Origin of the sequence: Neisseria sp. HMSC064E01 (assembly GCF_001808875.1) — a bacterium.
In the GTDB taxonomy this organism is placed as follows: Bacteria; Pseudomonadota; Gammaproteobacteria; order Burkholderiales; family Neisseriaceae; genus Neisseria; species Neisseria sicca_A.
In genome coordinates this window covers 39,981-58,161 of sequence record NZ_KV794940.1, presented here as the reverse complement: position 1 = coordinate 58,161, position 18,181 = coordinate 39,981, and the positions used below count along the sequence as shown (strand labels likewise).

General features: G+C 50.7%; 12 protein-coding genes, 1 tRNA gene and 1 pseudogene. 4 read left to right on the top strand and 10 right to left on the bottom strand.

Translation table 11 applies throughout. The annotated features are described in order from the left end of the window. Window positions 1-40 precede the first annotated feature (40 nt). On the bottom strand, window positions 41-448 hold the full coding sequence (gloA, locus tag HMPREF2572_RS07790) for a lactoylglutathione lyase (protein WP_003756006.1): 408 nt from the start codon (window positions 446-448) through the stop codon (window positions 41-43). 15 nt (window positions 449-463) lie between these two features. Then, a pseudogene (locus tag HMPREF2572_RS14855) lies at window positions 464-583 on the bottom strand (IS5/IS1182 family transposase); the annotation flags it as partial. Window positions 584-718: 135 nt separating this feature from the next. On the opposite strand from HMPREF2572_RS14855, the gene dacB reads away from it, so the two are divergent. Further along, window positions 719-2,158 (top strand): D-alanyl-D-alanine carboxypeptidase/D-alanyl-D-alanine endopeptidase, encoded by a 1,440-nt coding sequence (gene dacB / locus HMPREF2572_RS07785; protein ID WP_070497473.1) that lies wholly within the window; start codon window positions 719-721, stop codon window positions 2,156-2,158. A 94-nt stretch (window positions 2,159-2,252) separates the two neighbouring features. Here dacB and HMPREF2572_RS07780 read toward each other — a convergent pair whose 3' ends face one another. Beyond that, on the bottom strand, window positions 2,253-3,338 hold the full coding sequence (locus tag HMPREF2572_RS07780) for a TerC/Alx family metal homeostasis membrane protein (protein WP_070497471.1): 1,086 nt from the start codon (window positions 3,336-3,338) through the stop codon (window positions 2,253-2,255). A 608-nt stretch (window positions 3,339-3,946) separates the two neighbouring features. On the opposite strand from HMPREF2572_RS07780, the gene putP reads away from it, so the two are divergent. Together putP and putA are read left to right on the top strand one after the other, a co-directional pair. Further along, window positions 3,947-5,473 carry a sodium/proline symporter PutP gene (gene putP / locus HMPREF2572_RS07775; RefSeq protein WP_070497469.1) on the top strand — a complete coding sequence of 509 codons (1,527 nt, stop codon included), beginning with the start codon at window positions 3,947-3,949 and terminating at the stop codon, window positions 5,471-5,473. A gap of 276 nt (window positions 5,474-5,749) precedes the next feature. Next, window positions 5,750-9,355 carry a bifunctional proline dehydrogenase/L-glutamate gamma-semialdehyde dehydrogenase PutA gene (gene putA, locus HMPREF2572_RS07770; RefSeq protein WP_070497467.1) on the top strand — a complete coding sequence of 1,202 codons (3,606 nt, stop codon included), beginning with the start codon at window positions 5,750-5,752 and terminating at the stop codon, window positions 9,353-9,355. Between the two features lie 333 nt (window positions 9,356-9,688). Here the strand turns inward: putA and nqrF are convergent, their stop codons facing one another. The 7 genes from nqrF to HMPREF2572_RS07730 all read right to left on the bottom strand — a co-directional run bounded on the left by nqrF (window position 9,689) and on the right by HMPREF2572_RS07730 (window position 17,277). Next, on the bottom strand, window positions 9,689-10,906 hold the full coding sequence (gene nqrF, locus HMPREF2572_RS07760; RefSeq protein ID WP_003741084.1) for an NADH:ubiquinone reductase (Na(+)-transporting) subunit F: 1,218 nt from the start codon (window positions 10,904-10,906) through the stop codon (window positions 9,689-9,691). Between the two features lie 13 nt (window positions 10,907-10,919). Beyond that, window positions 10,920-11,513 (bottom strand): NADH:ubiquinone reductase (Na(+)-transporting) subunit E, encoded by a 594-nt coding sequence (gene nqrE / locus HMPREF2572_RS07755; RefSeq protein WP_003741087.1) that lies wholly within the window; start codon window positions 11,511-11,513, stop codon window positions 10,920-10,922. 3 nt (window positions 11,514-11,516) lie between these two features. Next, a complete protein-coding gene (locus HMPREF2572_RS07750) occupies window positions 11,517-12,143 on the bottom strand; it encodes an NADH:ubiquinone reductase (Na(+)-transporting) subunit D (protein ID WP_003741088.1) in 627 nt (208 codons plus the stop codon). Continuing rightward, window positions 12,143-12,919 (bottom strand): Na(+)-translocating NADH-quinone reductase subunit C, encoded by a 777-nt coding sequence (locus HMPREF2572_RS07745; RefSeq protein WP_070497464.1) that lies wholly within the window; start codon window positions 12,917-12,919, stop codon window positions 12,143-12,145. The genes HMPREF2572_RS07750 and HMPREF2572_RS07745 overlap by 1 nt, the downstream gene beginning before the upstream one ends. Continuing rightward, the gene (locus tag HMPREF2572_RS07740) at window positions 12,912-14,144 is read right to left on the bottom strand and encodes an NADH:ubiquinone reductase (Na(+)-transporting) subunit B (RefSeq protein WP_070497462.1); all 1,233 of its coding nucleotides are present in this window, start codon (window positions 14,142-14,144) and stop codon (window positions 12,912-12,914) included. The genes HMPREF2572_RS07745 and HMPREF2572_RS07740 overlap by 8 nt, the downstream gene beginning before the upstream one ends. 2 nt (window positions 14,145-14,146) lie before the next feature. Then, window positions 14,147-15,490: a Na(+)-translocating NADH-quinone reductase subunit A gene (locus HMPREF2572_RS07735; RefSeq protein ID WP_070497460.1), complete on the bottom strand. Its 1,344-nt coding sequence runs from the start codon at window positions 15,488-15,490 to the stop codon at window positions 14,147-14,149. A gap of 365 nt (window positions 15,491-15,855) precedes the next feature. Then, complete coding sequence (locus tag HMPREF2572_RS07730; RefSeq protein WP_070497458.1) at window positions 15,856-17,277, bottom strand: sodium:proton antiporter; 1,422 nt, start codon at window positions 17,275-17,277, stop codon at window positions 15,856-15,858. 555 nt (window positions 17,278-17,832) lie between these two features. Between HMPREF2572_RS07730 and HMPREF2572_RS07725 the strand changes: the two genes are divergently transcribed. Further along, window positions 17,833-17,908, top strand: a tRNA-Ile gene (locus HMPREF2572_RS07725). Window positions 17,909-18,181: the final 273 nt, after the last annotated feature.

Here is an 18,181-nt window from a genome sequence, read left to right as displayed (position 1 = left end):
ATCAGGTTTTCAGACGACCTTTTATCAGACGATTGGAAAATCAGTATTTCACTGAATCATTGCCGCTGTTTTTTTGGATAAATTCGATTTTATAACCGTCAGGATCTTCGACAAAAGCGATAACGGTCGTGCCGTGCATCATCGGTCCTGCCTCGCGCACGACTTTGCCGCCTTTTTGTCTGACCCGTTCGCAAGCTTCATACGCGTCATCCACTTCTACCGCGATATGACCGTAAGCGTTGCCGATATCGTAGCTTTCCGTATCCCAGTTGTGCGTCAATTCCAGTACGGTATTTTCAGCCTCATTACCATAACCGACAAACGCCAAAGTAAAACGTCCTTCGGGATAATCGTGGCGCCGCAGCAAAGACATACCTAAAACATTTTGATAGAAGTCCAAAGATTTTTCGAGGTTGCCAACGCGCAACATTGTATGGAGCAGTCGCATAATGTATTCCTTTTATAGTGGATTAACTTTAAACCAGTACGGCGCTGCCTCGCCTTTCCGTACTATCTGTACTGTCTGCGGCTTCGTCGCCTTGTCCTGGTTTAAAGTTAATCCACTATATATTGTTTTAAAAACAGATTTTATCATAGTTCGCCCTAAGCGCCGATTGTCTGCACGGAACGAAATAGCGACACATTTTATCCATAAGGAACAACTTTTTCATCCGTCAGGCAGCCATCCTCGTTTTTCAGACGACCTTGCTTTATAATTATGCTTTATGTGTTTTTCAGAACTATCATGAAGTTAAGACAAACAGCCGCTCTTTTATGGCTGTCCATCCTCTCTTTGCCGGCATTTGCCATCGATTTCGGCCGCATCCCTCAAGACGAAATTTCTGTGTATGTTCAAGAATTGGACAGCGGAAACGTCTTGGTCGACCACCGTTCGAATGTGCCGGTCAACCCCGCATCGACCATGAAGCTGGTTACAGCGTTTGCCGCATTTAAAGCTTTGGGCGGCGATTACCGCTGGACGACACAATTCAAAAGCGACGGCACGATTCAAGGCGACACCTTGCAAGGCGATATTTACTGGGTTGGCAGCGGAGACCCTGTTTTCGACCAAGAAGGCTTGGTCGGGATGCAGCAGCAATTGCGCGATAAAGGCATACGCAAAATCACCGGCGGCTTGGTACTCGACCGCCATTTATGGGGAGATATTCAAAATCCGAGCGATTTCGAATCCGATGTCGGCTCTCTATTTATGACGCCGCCCGACCCGCATATGCTGGCTTACAAAGTCGTATCGGTCAAACCGGAACGCAATGATATGGGCGATGTGGATCTTGTGACCAACCCGCCCCTTCCCGATATTAAAATCGACAACAAAATCAACGTCACACCATCAAATGCATCCTGCAAAGCCTTGCAAAACCATATGCGCGCAAACTACAAAGGCGGCGTATTGCATGTTTCCGGCAAAGTTCCGGAATCGTGTTTGGGCAATGAAATGTACGTCAACATGTTGAACATGCGTGAATTTGTGCAAAAAAGCTTTATCAACCAATGGCGTTACTCAGGCGGAGAAATTACCGACGGCATCAAGACCGCATCCGTGCCGCCTCATGCCAAAACGCTGGCGGTACACCAATCCAAACCCATGTCTGCCATTTTGACGGACATGAACAAATATTCGAATAATCTGATTGCACGCTCCGTATTTTTGAAATTGGGCGGCGAACATTCCGGCAACTCTGCTTTGCAGCAAGCCTCTTCAGCCGTAAAACGTGAATTGGCCACCGCGGGCGTGGATACGGAAAACTTGGTCTTGGAAAACGGCTCCGGTTTATCCCGCCGCGAACGCGTCAGCGCCAATATGCTCGCGCAAATGCTGGAAAAAGCCTATTTCAGCCCGTTCAAACAAGACTTCATCGACACCTTACCCATCGCTGGTCAAGATGGCACACTGAAATACCGCCTCAAACAGGCAGGTCCCGCCCTGCGCCTGAAAACGGGAACGCTCAAAGACGTACGCGCACTCGCCGGATATTGGTTGGGAGACAAACCCATGATCGTGGTGGTGGTGATTAACAGTCCGAATGCAACCAACTATCTAAACGACTTGGATAAACTGGTTTCAAAAATCGTACAGCCGGGCGGTGATACTTGGATTGATGCAAGAATGAAGTGCGAAGAACGAATGGAAGCATAAAGCACTAATACACTTCAGGCAGCCGAGAAATGAAATTCCGGCTGCCTGAAGTGTATTTTAAAGGCGGTAAATCCTGCTATTTGGTTTCATTGCACTAAGCTGATTCCGAATCGGCTTTACCTTTATTTTTCTTATCAGGAAAAATGAAGGAAGCGGCAATCCCGCAAGTCAGTACAACCAATACAACCAGCAAAGACACATTAGGCGAAATGTCCCATCCGTGATGGAACATATGGTTGCTTGCCGACAAGCCCAGTTTGACCGCGATAAAGAACAGTAACACGACCACTGCTTTTTCCAAGTGGACCAAATAGCCCTTCAACGCTTCCAATACGAAATAAAGCGTACGCAAACCCAAAATGGCAAACATCATGGCGCTGTAAACAATCAACGGTTCTTTAGATACGGCAATCACCGCAGGTACGCTGTCAAACGCAAACATCACGTCCGACAACTCAATCACTGCCAAACATAAAAACAGCGGCGTTGCGACCAACTGACCTTTACGCATTTTCTGAGGATGGTTATTTTCAGGATGCTTGAGGTCTTCGCCCGCCGGCTCAAGCCGCACCTCGGGATATTGCTCATGCGCTTTTTTCAACTCCTCGCCTTTTAAGAAAAAATGGCTGCCGTAAAGACGGGGAAACACAGGGAAAAAGCGATGGACTGCACGATATGCCAAATGTTCGGAATAATCGGCATCTTCTTCGCCCTCCTCTTCATCCCGCCGCAGCATCATAACGGCGGTATAGCCGACAATGACGGCAAAAACCACTTCCACAATCGGTCCCAATGCCAACAGTCCGGCACCGATGGCGACAAAAATCATGCGGAAAATAATCGCACCGATAATCCCCCAGTACAAAACGCGGTGGCGCAGGCCCTCAGGCACTTTAAACCAAGCAAAAACCGCCATCATTAAAAACAGATTATCTACGGACAATACTTTTTCCAAAGCATAGCCGGTAAAGAACAGGCTGGCGGCTTCACTGCCGTGATGAACCCATAAAAATGCGCCGAACAAAATCGATATCAATACCCAAAACAGCGACCATATCGCGGCACTTTTCAGCGACATCGGTTTGTTGTCCCTATGGGCGAATAAATCGATGGCAATCGCACCCACAGACAAAATCACGAAAACGGCGACGGTTTCAATGGGGAAACCCAAATGGTTCATAAAAAGCCTTTGTTATCAAAGTTATCAAAATAAAGCGTAAGTATAGTGAAACAACGCGGAATAATATAGAGAAATCCAATAAAGATAATGTAATATTCTCAAGAGCCAAGATAAAAGCGATTCCGCTCTTTATCCATACCCAACAGTTTGCCAAGAGGTCGTCTGAAATTTTCAGACGACCTTTTGCCTTGCATCCCCGACTACCAAACCATATCCCATCTATTCAAATTGTTGTCTGACTACATGCAATCTGCGACTGCTTCCAAACGTTTCAGAAAGATAGTTTCAAGCCTATTTAAATGCAATATTTTCAAGATAATTTGTAAACTAATGTTTTTAATATGGTTTGAAAAATATTTGAGTAAAACCGGCGAGCAACGGTCATCACAAGCTTTGCAAGCCTTCTGTTTTCAGGTATGCTCAAACGGATTATTTACAATTTCATATGCCTTAATTACATATCCATTTGAATTAATAAATAATTTATTTTCAATAAGCTGCAAAAAAATAGAAATTTCCGCTGTATTTTAATTAGAAAAATGTTTGGGCGTGGATTGCCTGCAATTTCATCAGCCCGTGATTTTGAAGTTTTAGATGAGGAATAGTACATGAATCCCATGTATATCACTTTTGCAATCTATCTGGTTGCTGTTCTCTTGATTGGTCTGGCCGCGTATTTCTCCACGCGCAATTTCGATGATTATATTTTGGGCGGCCGAAGCTTGGGCCCGTTCGTTACGGCGATGTCGGCGGGTGCGTCCGATATGTCGGGCTGGCTTTTGATGGGTCTGCCCGGCGCGATTTATTTAAGCGGTTTGAATGAGGCTTGGATTGCCATCGGTTTGGTGATCGGCGCGTATTTCAACTGGCTTTTGGTGGCGGGCCGTCTGCGTGTGCATACCGAATATGCCAATAATGCGCTGACGCTGCCGGATTATTTCTTCCACCGCTTTGGAGCGGGCGGACATTTGATGAAAGTAGTTTCCGCATTAATTATTCTGTTTTTCTTCACGATTTATTGCGCCTCGGGCATTGTGGCCGGTGCAACTTTGTTCCAAAGCCTGTTTGAAGGCATGACTTACACCCAAGCCATGTGGTTAGGCGCGGGCGCGACCATTGCTTATACCTTCTTGGGCGGTTTCTTGGCGGTAAGCTGGACGGATACGCTGCAAGCTTCTTTGATGATTTTTGCGCTGATTTTGACGCCGGTAATGGTGTATTTGGGCTTGGGCGGTGCGGATCAAATGTCTGCCGCGATTCAAAGCGTTGCCGCAGGTACGGGCAAGGAATACGACAGCCTGCTTGCCGGTACGACCGTTATCGGCATTATTTCCACCGCCGCATGGGGCTTGGGCTATTTCGGTCAGCCGCACATTTTGGCGCGCTTTATGGCGGCTGAGAGCGCGAAATCGCTCGTATCCGCACGCCGCATCGGTATGACTTGGATGGTGTTGTGTCTGGCAGGCGCAGTAGCGGTCGGTTATTTCGGCATTGCGTATTTTGGTGCCAATCCTGACCAAACCGCTTCCATGCACGGCAACCACGAACGTATCTTCATCGCGCTTTCTACTTTATTGTTCAACCCTTGGATTGCAGGCATTATTTTGAGCGCGATTTTGGCGGCGGTCATGTCCACTTTGTCTTGCCAGCTTCTGGTTTGCTCCAGCGCGATTACGGAAGACTTCTACAAAGGCTTTTTGCGCAAAAATGCGCCGCAGTCAGAATTGGTGTGGATTGGTCGTCTGATGGTATTGGCGATTGCCATTATCTCGATTCTGATTGCGTCCGACCCTAAGAGCAAAGTTTTGAGCTTGGTGTCTTATGCGTGGGCAGGTTTCGGCGCGGCGTTCGGTCCGATTGTGATTCTGTCGGTATTGTGGAAACGCATTACGGCATACGGTGCTTTGTCGGGAATGATTGCCGGTGCGCTGACTGTGGTGGCATGGGTGGAGTGGGTTAAAAAACCTGCTTTGGCTGCACATGAAACCGGTATTTGGACTATGTACGAAATCGTCCCCGGCTTCATCGCCTGCTTGATTATCGCTGTTCTGGTTTCACTGACCGACAAAGAGCCGTCTCGTGAAATCCAAGAACGTTTTGAAAAAGCGGACGCGGAATACCGCGAGGCGAAATAAGTGTTTTCAGACGACCTGCCGTTGACCGTAGGTCGTCTGAATTTTTATACGGGAAGGCAGGCTTTATTTTTATATTGATGCTCATGCGGATAATTCGGTCTTTGGGCTTTATCTGCTTTTTATCAAAGCAAAAAATCCTGTTTTCAAGGTAAATTACTTGTTCGCCCCGTATAAATTTATTACGATATTATCTATATGCTTTAAATCTTTTCAGACGACCCCGCGAAGGGATGGGGTCGTCTGAAAATCATCATAAAAACTTTGGAGAACCTTAAAATGTTTGACTTTGCTTTTCCGACACAAACGCCACTGCGTCAAGCGATTACCGATGCTTACCGCCGCGACGAAATCGAAGCCGTTCAGGATATGCTGCAACGCGCACAGATGAGCGATGAGGAGCGTCGGGCAGCGTCCGAACTCGCACGCCGTTTGGTTACGCAGGTTCGTGCCAGCCGCACCAAAGCCAGCGGCGTGGATGCGCTGATGCACGAGTTCTCGCTCTCCAGCGAAGAAGGCATTGCGCTGATGTGTCTGGCGGAGGCTTTGCTGCGCATTCCCGACAATGCGACGCGCGACCGCCTGATTGCCGACAAAATTTCCGAAGGCAACTGGAAAAGCCATTTGAACAACAGCCCCTCCTTGTTCGTCAACGCAGCGGCATGGGGCTTGCTGGTTACCGGCAAACTGACCGCGACGAACGACAAGCAGATGGGTTCTGCCCTGAACCGACTCATCAGCAAAGGCGGCGCGCCCCTGATCCGCCAAGGCGTGAACTACGCCATGCGCCTCTTGGGCAAGCAGTTTGTGACCGGACAAACCATTGAAGAAGCGCTGCAAAACGGCAAAGAGCGCGAAAAAATGGGCTACCGCTTCTCCTTCGATATGTTGGGCGAAGCCGCCTTTACCCAAGAAGATGCCGACCGCTATTACAACGACTACGTTCAAGCCATTCACGCCATCGGCAAAGATGCTGCCGGACAAGGCGTTTATGAAGGCAACGGCATTTCCGTCAAACTTTCCGCCATCCATCCGCGCTACTCGCGCGCCCAACACGAACGCGTCATGAGCGAACTCTTACCTCGTCTGAAAGAGTTGTTCCTCTTGGGTAAAAAATACGATATCGGTATCAACATCGACGCCGAAGAAGCCAACCGCTTGGAGCTGTCTTTGGATTTGATGGAAGCACTCGTTTCCGACCCCGATTTGGCAGGTTATAAAGGCATCGGCTTTGTCGTTCAGGCATACCAAAAACGCTGCCCCTTCGTTATCGACTATCTGATTGACCTTGCCCGCCGCAACAACCAAAAACTGATGGTTCGTTTGGTTAAAGGCGCGTACTGGGACAGCGAAATCAAATGGGCGCAAGTGGACGGCTTGGACGGCTATCCGACCTACACCCGCAAAGTCCATACTGACATCTCCTATCTTGCCTGCGCGCGCAAACTGCTGGACGCGCAAGATGCCGTGTTCCCGCAATTTGCTACGCACAACGCCTACACCTTGGGCGCGATTTACCAAATGGGCAAAGGCAAAGACTTTGAACACCAATGCCTGCACGGCATGGGCGAAACTTTGTACGACCAAGTGGTCGGCCCGCAAAACTTAGGCCGTCGCGTGCGCGTGTACGCTCCGGTCGGTACGCATGAAACCCTGCTCGCCTACTTAGTACGCCGCCTGTTGGAAAACGGCGCGAACTCGTCGTTCGTCAACCAAATCGTCGATGAAAACATCAGCATCGACACCTTGATTAGAAGTCCGTTCGACACCATCGCCGAACAAGGCATCCATCTGCACAACGCTTTGCCGTTGCCGCGCGACTTGTACGGCAAAGGTCGTCTGAATTCTCAAGGCGTCGATTTCAGCAACGAAACCGTGTTGCAACAGCTTCAAGAAAAACTCAACCGCTCCGCCGCGCAAGACTTCCACGCCGCGTCCATTATCAACGGCAAAGCCCGCGATGTCGGCGAAGCGCAGCCGATTAAAAACCCTGCCGACCACGACGACATCGTCGGCACAGTCAGCTTTGCCGATGCCGCGCTTGCCCAAGAAGCGATTGGCGCAGCCGTTGCCGCGTTCCCTGAATGGAGCGCAACGCCTGCCGCCGAGCGTGCTAATTGCTTGCGCCGCTTCGCCGATTTGCTGGAGCAGCACACTCCCGCGCTGATGATGCTTGCCGTGCGCGAAGCAGGCAAAACGTTGAACAACGCCGTCGCCGAAGTGCGCGAAGCCGTCGATTTCTGCCGCTACTACGCAGGCGAAGCCGAAAATACCCTGCCCAAAGACGCCAAAGCCGTCGGCGCCATCGTCGCCATCAGCCCGTGGAACTTCCCGCTCGCCATCTTTACCGGCGAAGTCGTTTCCGCATTGGCGGCGGGCAACACCGTCATCGCCAAACCTGCCGAACAAACCAGCCTGATTGCCAGCTACGCCGTTTCCCTGATGCACGAAGCAGGCATCCCGACTTCCGCCTTGCAACTTGTCCTCGGCGCAGGCGATGTCGGCGCAGCGCTGACGGGCGACCCGCGTATCGGCGGCGTCATTTTCACCGGTTCGACCGAAGTGGCGCAACTGATTAACAAAGCCCTTGCCAAACGCGACGACAGCCCCGTATTGATTGCCGAAACCGGCGGTCAAAACGCCATGATTGTCGATTCCACCGCGCTGCCCGAGCAGGTTTGCTTGGACGTGCTCAACTCCGCCTTCGACAGCGCAGGACAACGCTGCTCCGCCCTGCGTATCCTTTGCGTCCAAGAAGATGTCGCCGACAAGATGCTCGCCATCATCAAAGGCGCGATGGACGAATTGGTCGTCGGCAAACCCGTTCAGCTCACCACCGACGTAGGTCCCGTCATCGATGCCGAAGCGCAGCAAAACCTGCAATCGCACATCAACAAAATGAAAGGCGTTGCCAAGTCTTACCACGAAGTCAAAGCCGCCTCCGACGTTGATCCTGCGAAGTCCACTTTCGTGCTGCCGATTTTGTTCGAACTCAACAACTTGAACGAACTCACCCGCGAAGTCTTCGGTCCGGTACTGCACGTCGTCCGCTACCGCGCCGACGAGCTTGATCAAATCATCGACCAAATCAACAGCAAAGGCTACGCGCTCACCAGCGGCGTACACAGCCGCATCGAAGGCACGGTCAAACGCATCCGCGAACGCATCGAAGCGGGTAACGTTTACGTCAACCGCAACATCGTCGGCGCCGTCGTCGGCGTACAACCGTTCGGCGGACACGGCATGTCAGGTACAGGTCCGAAAGCAGGTGGTTCGTTCTACCTGCAAAAACTGACCCGCATCCCCGAATGGGTTGCCCCGCCGCTGAGCCGTATCGGACAAGCGGACGAAGCCGCGCTCAAACGCCTTGAAGCCCTGATTCACAAGCTGCCGTTTAATGCGGAAGAGAAAAAAGCAGCGGCATCAGCATTGGGACATGCCCGCATCCGTACCCTGCGTCAAGCAGAATCCGTCTTGGTCGGCCCGACCGGCGAACGCAACGCCCTAAGCTGGCGCGCACCCAAACGCGTCTGGGTACACGGCGGCAGCCTCCTGCAAGCCTTCTGCGCCCTGACCGAACTTGCCGCCGCAGGCATCGTAACTGTCGTCGAACCCGACAGCCCGCTTGCCGCCTACACCGCCGACCTCGAAGGCTTGCTGCAAGTCAACAGCAAACCTGAAAGCACAGGCGTAAACCACGTCGCCGCCCTAAGCCCGCTGGACAGCAGCCGCAAGCAAGAACTGGCAAAACGCGACGGCGCACTCATCCGCATTCTCCCGTCCGAACAAGGCTTGGACATCCTGCAAGTGTTTGAAGAAATCTCTTGCAGCGTCAACACCACAGCCGCCGGCGGCAACGCCAGCCTGATGGCGGTTGCCGACTAAAAGGATTGAATAAACGCAAGAGCGTTTGAACAAAGGTCGTCTGAAAACGTCAGCGAAATCCGCTAAGTCCGTTTTCAGACGACCTTTTTCTATAAATTATAGTGGATTAACTTTAAATCAGGACAAGGCGACGAAGCCGCAGATAGTACATCAGGACAAGGCGACGAAGCCGCAGACAGTACAAATAGTACGGCAAGGCGAGGCAACGCCGTACTGGTTTAAAGTTGATCCACTATACTTAATGGCAACAAAATCCCCTGCTTCTATTTCAATTCACATCCACAAAAAAAGGAAGAAACCGAGGTTTCTTCCTTTTGCATTTGAGGTCAAATTTTAACCGCCGAAGTCATCCAAGAGGATATTTTCATCTTCCACGCCCAAGTCTTTGAGCATTTTGATGACGGACTGGTTCATGATCGGCGGGCCGCACATATAGAATTCGCAGTCTTCGGGTGCTTCGTGGTTTTTCAGGTGGTTTTCGTAAACCACGTTGTGGATGAAGCCTGTGTAGCCGTCCCAGTTGTCTTCCGGCAGCGGATCGGACAAAGCGACGTGCCATGTAAAGTTCGGGAACTCTGCTGCAAGTTGGTCGAAGTCTTCAACATAGAACATTTCGCGTTTGGAGCGTGCGCCGTACCAGAAGGTGATTTTGCGTTTGGAGTTCAAACGTTTCAACTGGTCGAAAATGTGGGAACGCATCGGCGCCATACCTGCACCGCCACCGATGAATACCATTTCCGCATCGGTGTCTTTGGCGAAGAATTCGCCGAACGGGCCGGAGATGGTTACTTTGTCGCCGGGTTTGAGCGACCAGATGTAAGACGACATTTGTCCAGGAGGCGCATCGGGTACGCGCGGAGGCGGCGTGGCGATACGCACGTTCAGCATGATGATGCCTTTTTCTTCTGGATATGAAGCCATGGAGTAGGCGCGCAAAATCGGCTCGTCCACTTTGGAAACATATTGCCACAGATTGTATTTGTCCCAGTCTTCATGATATTCCTTAGGAATGTCGAAGTCCTTATAGGCAACAGTGTGCGGCGGGGCTTCGATTTGGATGTAGCCGCCGGCACGGAAGGGGACTTCTTCGCCTTCGGGAATGGCAAGCTTGAGTTCTTTAATGAACGTGGCTTTGTTGTCATTGGAGATGACGGTGCATTCCCATTTTTTCACGCCGAACACTTCTTCAGGGACTTCGATGTCCATGTCGGTTTTAACGTTGACCTGACAAGACAAACGGCAGCCTTCGCGTGCTTCGCGTTTGCTGATGTGGGACAACTCGGTCGGCAGAATGTCGCCGCCGCCGCTTTTCACGACAACGCGGCATTGTCCGCACGAACCACCACCACCGCAGGCGGAGGGGACGAAGATGCCTTGGCTGGCAAGTGCGCCCAACAGTTTGCCGCCGGCGGGCATAGTCAGCTCTTTTTCATCATTGACTTTGATGGTGATGTCGCCCTCGCTCACCAGCTTGGATTTGGCAAACAGAATCATCAGTGCCAAAGCCAAGACGATGACGGTAAACATCACGATACCTAAAATAATTTCCATGCCGAATCCTTTCTTATAACTGGATGCCGGAGAACGACATAAACGCCATCGCCATCAGGCCGGCGGAGATGAAGGTGATGCCCAATCCTTTGAGACCTTTGGGTGCGTCCGAATATTTCATTTTTTCGGTAATGCCCGCCAAAGCGACAATCGCCAACATCCAGCCCAAGCCTGCGCCGAAGCCGTACACGACGGATTCGCCGAAGTTGTATTCGCGCTGCGCCATAAACGAAACGGCACCAAAAATCGCGCAGTTTACGGTAATCAGCGGCAGGTAAATACCCAGTGCGTTGTAGAGGGCGGGGAAGAATTTGTCCAAGAACATTTCCAAAATCTGCACCAAAGCTGCAATCACGCCGATGAAGGTGATGAATTTCAGGAAGGTCAAATCTACGCCTTCGACAATCGCGCCGTCTTTGAGCAGCGAGTAAACGAGCTGGTTGGCAGGGACGGATAGACCGAGCACGAAGGTAACGGCAACGCCCAAGCCGAACGCGGTGGATACTTTTTTCGATACCGCCAAGAAAGTACACATGCCCAAGAAGAAGGACAGCGCCATGTTTTCAATGAAGACGGATTTCACAAAAAGGCTTAAATAATGTTCCATGTCTTATTTCTCCGCCTGTTCGGGTTTCCAAGTACGCAAACCCCAAATCAAAAAGCCGATGATGAAGAACGCGCTCGGAGCCAGCAGAAAGAGGCCGTTGGTCTGATACCAGCCGCCGTCCTGTACGGTTTGGAAAATGGTGTAACCAAAGAGTTTGCCCGAGCCGATCAATTCACGGATGCTGGCGATGATAATCAGCAACATGCCGTAACCTGCACCTTGACCGATACCGTCCACCAAGCTTTCCAACGGCGGCTCTTTCATGGCGAAGGCTTCGGCACGACCCATCACGATACAGTTGGTAATAATCAGACCAACGAATACGGAGAGCTGTTTGGACAATTCGTAGGCGTAGGCCTGCAACAATTGGTCAACCAGCGTAACCAGCGACGCGACAATCGCCATCTGCACAATAATGCGGATGCTGTTTGGAATGTAATTGCGCACCAGCGAGATGAAGAAGCTGGAAAAACCGGTTACCAAACTGACGGAAATACCCATCACAATGGCCGTCTGAAGTTTGGTGGTAACTGCCAGCGCCGAACAAATACCCAAAACCTGCAAGGCAATCGGGTTATTGTCGATAAAGGGTGAAAACATTAAATGTTTCAAGCGTTTCATATCAGCCATTATTGTGCTCCTGCTGATTTCAATTTATTCAGGTAGGGGATATAGCCGTTTTCGCCGAACCAGTAGTCGAACGAGCCTTGTACGCCTTTGGAAGTCAGCGATGCGCCGGAGAGTGCATCTACGCCGTGTTCTTTATCGGAACTCGCGCCTTTGCCGACATGCAGGGCAAGTTTGCCTTGTTCGTCAAAGAGTTTTTTGCCGACGAATTTTTGTTGCCACAACGGATTGCCGATTTCGCCGCCCAAGCCCGGAGTTTCGCCTTGGTCGTAGTAGGTGATGCCGTTGATGGTATTGCCGTCAGGTTGGATGGCGACGAAACCGTACATGACCGACCACAAACCATTGCCGTGCATAGGCAGGATGATTTGGTTGACTTTGCCGTCATCGCCTTTTACCAAATAAACTTCGGTGTATTTTGCGCGGCTTTTGATACCTGCCAAATCGTCTTCAGGTTTGATTTGGATGCTTTGCGCGGGGTCTTTGGCGGCAACGCGCGCGCTGAAGTCTTTCGGCGCGTCTTTCACATATTCGCCGGTTGCCAAATCAACCACGCGTTGTTCGATGCGGTCGGCAAAGGTTTTGCTGATGTCGGTATTCTTATCGAGCAAACCGGCAACGCTCAGGATGTAGCTTTGCTTATCCTGAACCTTTTGTTTTTCCTGCACCGGTTTCAAGCCGACAACCGCGCCCGCCACGATGACCGAGCAAATCAGGCTGACCGCCAACACCACAATCAGCGTGCCGCTGAAGCTGTCTTTATCGAATTTCTTAGCCATTGCTGCGCGCCTTTCTGCGTTTGATGTTCGCTTGTGCGACGAAATAGTCGAAAATCGGGGCAAACAGGTTGGCAAACAGAATCGCCAACATCATGCCTTCGGGGTAAGCCGGATTGACCACACGGATTAACACGCACATCACGCCGATTAGCGCTCCGTACCACCATTTGCCGACATTGGTAAAGGAAGCGGAAACGGGGTCGGTCGCCATAAACAACATACCGATGGCGAAGCCGCCGACGACCAGATGCCAGTACCAAGGCATGCTGAACATCGGGTTAGTGTCTGAACCGATGACGTTAAACAGCGAAGACATGGCAATCATACCGATCATCACGCCGGCAATAATGCGCCAAGAAGCGATGCGGGCAAACACGATAAACGCGCCGCCAATTAAAAGCGCCAAAGTGGATACTTCGCCGATGGAACCGGGCAGGTTGCCGATAAACGCATCCATCCAAGTGATGGATTTACCGGTAACGGCATTTTGCAGGCCGTCTGAACCGTGCGCCGCCCACTGAGCTAACGCAGTTGCGCCGGAATAGCCGTCAACCGCTGTCCAAACGGTGTCGCCGGTAATATTGGCAGGATAGGCGAAGAACAAGAAGGCACGGCCTGCCAGCGCAGGGTTCATAAAGTTTTTACCCGTACCGCCGAATACCTCTTTCGCAACCACCACGCCGAAGGTAATACCCAAGGCGGCCTGCCACAGCGGCAGCGTAGGCGGAACGATTAAGGCAAACAGAATCGAAGTAACGAAGAAACCTTCGTTGATTTCGTGTTTACGCACGGTGGCGAACAAAACTTCCCAGAAACCGCCGACGGCAAATACGGTCGCGTAAATCGGCAGGAAGTAAATCGCGCCGAACAGCATTTTGCCCAACGCGCCCGCTTCAGACGACATATTGATGCCCAAAGCGTTGGCAAGGGCGTAATGCCAGTCGTTGGCGATGCTTTGTTGCAGCAAATCGGGTGTTAATGCACCGAATGCTTGCGCGCCGACGTTGTACATACCGAAGAACATGGCGGGGAACAAAGCCAGCCACACCAAAATCATCATGCGTTTGGAGTCGAGCGCGTCGCGGACGTGTGCCGCTTTGCGCGTTACCGCACCGGATGTGTAGAAAATCGTCGCCGCAGCTTCATAGAGGGCATACCATTTTTCATGTTTGCCGCCCGGCAGGAAGTGCGGTTCGATTTTTTCCAGAAAATGTTTCAAGCCCATAATCAGCCTTCCTTCTCAATGGTTTCCAGCACCTTGCGCAATAGCGGGCCATATTCGTATTTACCCGGGCAGACGAAGCTGCACAAAGCGAGGTCTTCTTCGTCCAATTCCAAGCAACCCAAAGCCTGTGCGCTGTCGGTATCGCCGACGATTAAATCGCGCAAAAGCAAGGTAGGCAGGATGTCCAGCGGCATCACGCGCTCGTAAGTGCCGATGGGAACCATGGCGCGGTCGCCACCGTTGACGGCTGTCGTGAACTTGAAGAGTTTGTTTTTCAGGAAATGACCGAGGGTCGTACGCGTAATCGAGTATTTGTCCGGCTGCGGTGCAACCCAGCCGAACAGCTCTTTGCTGCGGCCTTCTTCGATAACGGAAATCTGATTGTGGTAGCGTCCCAAATAATCATGCGCGCCTTGCGCAATCGCGCCGTTCAATACCGAACCGGAAATCACGCGGTTGTCCGCGTCAACCAATTCGCCGGCAGTAATTTGCGACACCTTCGCACCCAAAATGGTACGCAAGAGGCGTGGCTTGTTGACTTGCGGACCGCCCAAAGCAACTACGCGCTCGGTATTCAGACGACCTGTTACGAACAAACGTCCGATCGCAATCACGTCTTGATAATTGATGGTCCAAACGGTTTTATTCGCGCCGACAGGCTCGATGAAATGAATGTGCGTACCGCTCAAGCCAGCGGGATGCGGGCCACCGAATTCGTGTGTTTCAATGTTGGCGGCGTTTTCAGACGGCACGTCCGCACCGGCTGCTTTACAAAAATGGATTTTTCGTTCGGTCAGGCGGCTCAACACCAGCAAACCTCGTCTGAAATCCTCGGCGGCTTCTTTGATCACAACCAAAGGGTCTGCCGCCAGCGGATTGGTGTCCATCGCATTGACGAAAATGGCGAACGGCTCGGCATCGACGGCAGGGATTTTACTGAACGGACGGGTACGCAGCGCAGTCCACAAACCGGATTGAATCAGATTTCGGCGCACTTCTTCGCCGCTTAAGTTTGCCAACGCATCGGGCGCGTAGCGTTCAAACTCGATTTCGTCATCGCCTTCAACGGCAATCACAACCGACTGAAGCACGCGCTTTTCGCCGCGGTGAATCGCGGCGATTTTGCCGGAAGCCGGCGCAGTAAACACCACGCCCGGATTTTTCTTGTCTTCAAACAGCACTTGGCCTTTTTTGACGGCATCGCCTTCCTTGACTTTCATCGAGGGGCGCATACCGGCATATTCTTCGCCAAGCAACGCGACTTCGGTAATGGCCGGACCGTCGTAAACGGCTTGCTCTGGTCTGCCCGCGATGGGCAGGTCTAGGCCTTTTTTGATTTTAATCATAGGTTTGCATTACTTGTGATGAGTTAAACAGAATAAAATGATCCAACTTTTCAGACGACGTTTGAAACTGGAAAGCGTGGGAGAGGTCGTCTGAAAGTAAAGCCTTACTTACGGAAAACAACAATCAAATGAAAACTGTAAAGTGTTTGATTTTAGCAGGAACAGCCCGCTTTATGTCAGATTTACGCAGATTTTTTCCAGCCTTCTACCCCATGTCTCGTACGAAATAAGCCTTCAATAAAAGCACAACATATTGATGCCAAAAATTAATCTCTTCAAAACAAGCGGCAGAATACAAAAAGGTCGTCTGAAAACCGAATCACAAGAATCAGGTTTTCAGACGACCTTTTGAGGACAAGCAATTATCAGAACAACTGCCAAACAAAGAAAATCAGCGTATGCAGTATAAACAGCGGAATCAATATCCCTACCGACCACATCATATAACCAAAGAAAGTCGGCATTGGAATACCGCGCTGCTCGGCAATCGCTTTAACCATAAAGTTCGGCGCATTACCGATATAAGTGAGTGCGCCCATAAACACCGAACCCATGGATATAGCCAGCAGCGAATGGAACAAATGCCCCGTCATCAGAGCCTGAGCATCGCCGCCCGCCATATTGAAGAACACCAAATAAGTCGGCGCATTATCCAAAAAGGCGGACAACAAACCGCTCATCCAGAAATACATCGTATTAATCGGATTGCCTGCGGCGTCATGCACCAACGACACCACCGCACCCAGTGCACCTGCCTCGCCTGCCTTCAAAATCGCCAAAACAGGGGAAATCGTAATGAAAATACCCAAAAACAGTTTGCCCACTTCGGCAATCGGGTCGAAATTGAATTCATTGCCCGCCCTAACCTGCTTGGGCGTAATCAGCAGCGAAACAATGGTCAACACCAGCAAAATCACATCGCGGACCAAGTTTTGCAAAGCATAGTGGCTGCCAAAAATTTCAAATCCCGGATGATTGGGCTTCCACAAGCCGGACAGCAAAACCGCACCGACCACGCCCGCCAGCAGCAGGAAGTTCCATTTACCGGAAATCCGCAAATCTTCCTCGACTTCCTCTTCCTGCTGAATCTGTTCCACACTAGTTTCACGCGCGTGATAGCGGCTGTCGATAATATAAAACACCAGCAACAGCACCACCGTACTGATCAATACGGGCATCAACATGTGTTTCACCGTCCACATGAAATCCACGCCCTTCAAGAAGCCCAAAAACAGCGGAGGATCACCCAACGGCGTCAGTCCACCGCCGATATTTGCCACTAAAAAAATAAAGAATACAACGATATGTACTTTTTTCTTGCGGTAATGATTTGCTTTCAGCAGCGGACGAATCATCAGCATCGCCGCACCGGTCGTTCCCATAAAGGAAGCCATCACCGTACCCGCCGCCAACAACCCAGTATTCAGCGCGGGCGTACCGTGCAGCTTACCCCAAACCAAAATCCCGCCCGAAATCGTGTACAAAGCCAAAAGCAGCAGGATAAAGGGGATATATTCCTCAACCAACGCATGGGCAACCGTATGCACACCCGCCCCGAAACCGAACACAACGGCGAACGGAACCAAAAACAGCAGCGTCCAAAACGCCGTAATCTTGCCGAAATGGTGGTGCCAAGTATGTGCGAAAAAGAGCGGCCCCAACGCAATAGACAAAAGAATCAACGCAAACGGCGCACCCCAAAACAGACTGAGCGACGCGCCGTCAAAATCAGCAGCGTGCGACAAAGTAGGGAATAAGATGAGGGATAAAATTGGTAAGCGGCGCATTGTTTTTCCTTGTTTTTCTTACAGACAAAAGCCCGAACAAACACGCCCGAACAATGCCGAGAAGTCAAACAGAAAACGCCTGCGACCCATCCTGACATTGAACGGAGAAATGTTGCCATACGTAAACCTTGTTTGATTGTAAGTGAAAACCCCTCCCCAAACCAGTCAAAATAACCGACCGCCCAACCCTGTTTCCCAATCTTCAAGCACCTGTTACACCCTACTCAGCCAACCATATTTTCAAAATCCTTTTGAAAATAGAATGCTAGGTCATCAATAATGTAAACTATCGAAATATAACTTTAGATTTATTCTTTCAAAAATTTACAATCAGACCATCAAGCAAACCAATCTGCTGCTGCTTAAATCAGGGTTCAAATCAAGGCAGCCAATCACAGACAACCCAAGTTTGCTGCACTGTAGTGACCAAAATTAAGACGATTCACAATATATTTCATCAATATAAAATCGACCGACAATAACACACACATTATCTTTTTCAGACGACCTTGTAAGCGGAATAATTTATGATACAATACGCCCCTACTCTTGAACGGGTCTGTAGCTCAGGGGTTAGAGCAGGGGACTCATAATCCCTTGGTCGTGGGTTCGAACCCCACCGGACCCACCAAACAAATCAATGCCTTGCGTAAGCAAGGTATTTTTTCATGTCGCAACTGTGTCCAAGTTGTGTCTTTGTAAATAGCCCGATTCCGTCCAATACCGCGGCATGGACCTGCAGATGTTCCGCCGACAAATTCACTAAATCCGTTCCCTGTCTGATCTACTTACATCAGAGTAAACCCATGCAGTTCCCCACCCAATCCACTTGCTGCCATTCCAAATCCCAAGCAACCGACAAAGAATCGTGTGGCATTTATAGTGGATTAAATTTAAACCAGTA

Bases quoted from the DNA above. Each gene is read 5' to 3' on its own strand.
- HMPREF2572_RS07735 (WP_070497460.1), bottom strand. From the start codon at position 15,490: ATGATTAAAATCAAAAAAGGCCTAGACCTGCCCATCGCGGGCAGACCA.
- putA (WP_070497467.1), top strand. From the start codon at position 5,750: ATGTTTGACTTTGCTTTTCCGACACAAACGCCACTGCGTCAAGCGATT.
- nqrE (WP_003741087.1), bottom strand. From the start codon at position 11,513: ATGGAACATTATTTAAGCCTTTTTGTGAAATCCGTCTTCATTGAAAAC.
- dacB (WP_070497473.1), top strand. From the start codon at position 719: ATGCTTTATGTGTTTTTCAGAACTATCATGAAGTTAAGACAAACAGCC.
- HMPREF2572_RS07730 (WP_070497458.1), bottom strand. From the start codon at position 17,277: ATGCGCCGCTTACCAATTTTATCCCTCATCTTATTCCCTACTTTGTCG.
- HMPREF2572_RS07750 (WP_003741088.1), bottom strand. From the start codon at position 12,143: ATGGCTGATATGAAACGCTTGAAACATTTAATGTTTTCACCCTTTATC.
- HMPREF2572_RS07740 (WP_070497462.1), bottom strand. From the start codon at position 14,144: ATGGGCTTGAAACATTTTCTGGAAAAAATCGAACCGCACTTCCTGCCG.
- gloA (WP_003756006.1), bottom strand. From the start codon at position 448: ATGCGACTGCTCCATACAATGTTGCGCGTTGGCAACCTCGAAAAATCT.
- HMPREF2572_RS07780 (WP_070497471.1), bottom strand. From the start codon at position 3,338: ATGAACCATTTGGGTTTCCCCATTGAAACCGTCGCCGTTTTCGTGATT.
- HMPREF2572_RS07745 (WP_070497464.1), bottom strand. From the start codon at position 12,919: ATGGCTAAGAAATTCGATAAAGACAGCTTCAGCGGCACGCTGATTGTG.
- nqrF (WP_003741084.1), bottom strand. From the start codon at position 10,906: ATGGAAATTATTTTAGGTATCGTGATGTTTACCGTCATCGTCTTGGCT.
- putP (WP_070497469.1), top strand. From the start codon at position 3,947: ATGAATCCCATGTATATCACTTTTGCAATCTATCTGGTTGCTGTTCTC.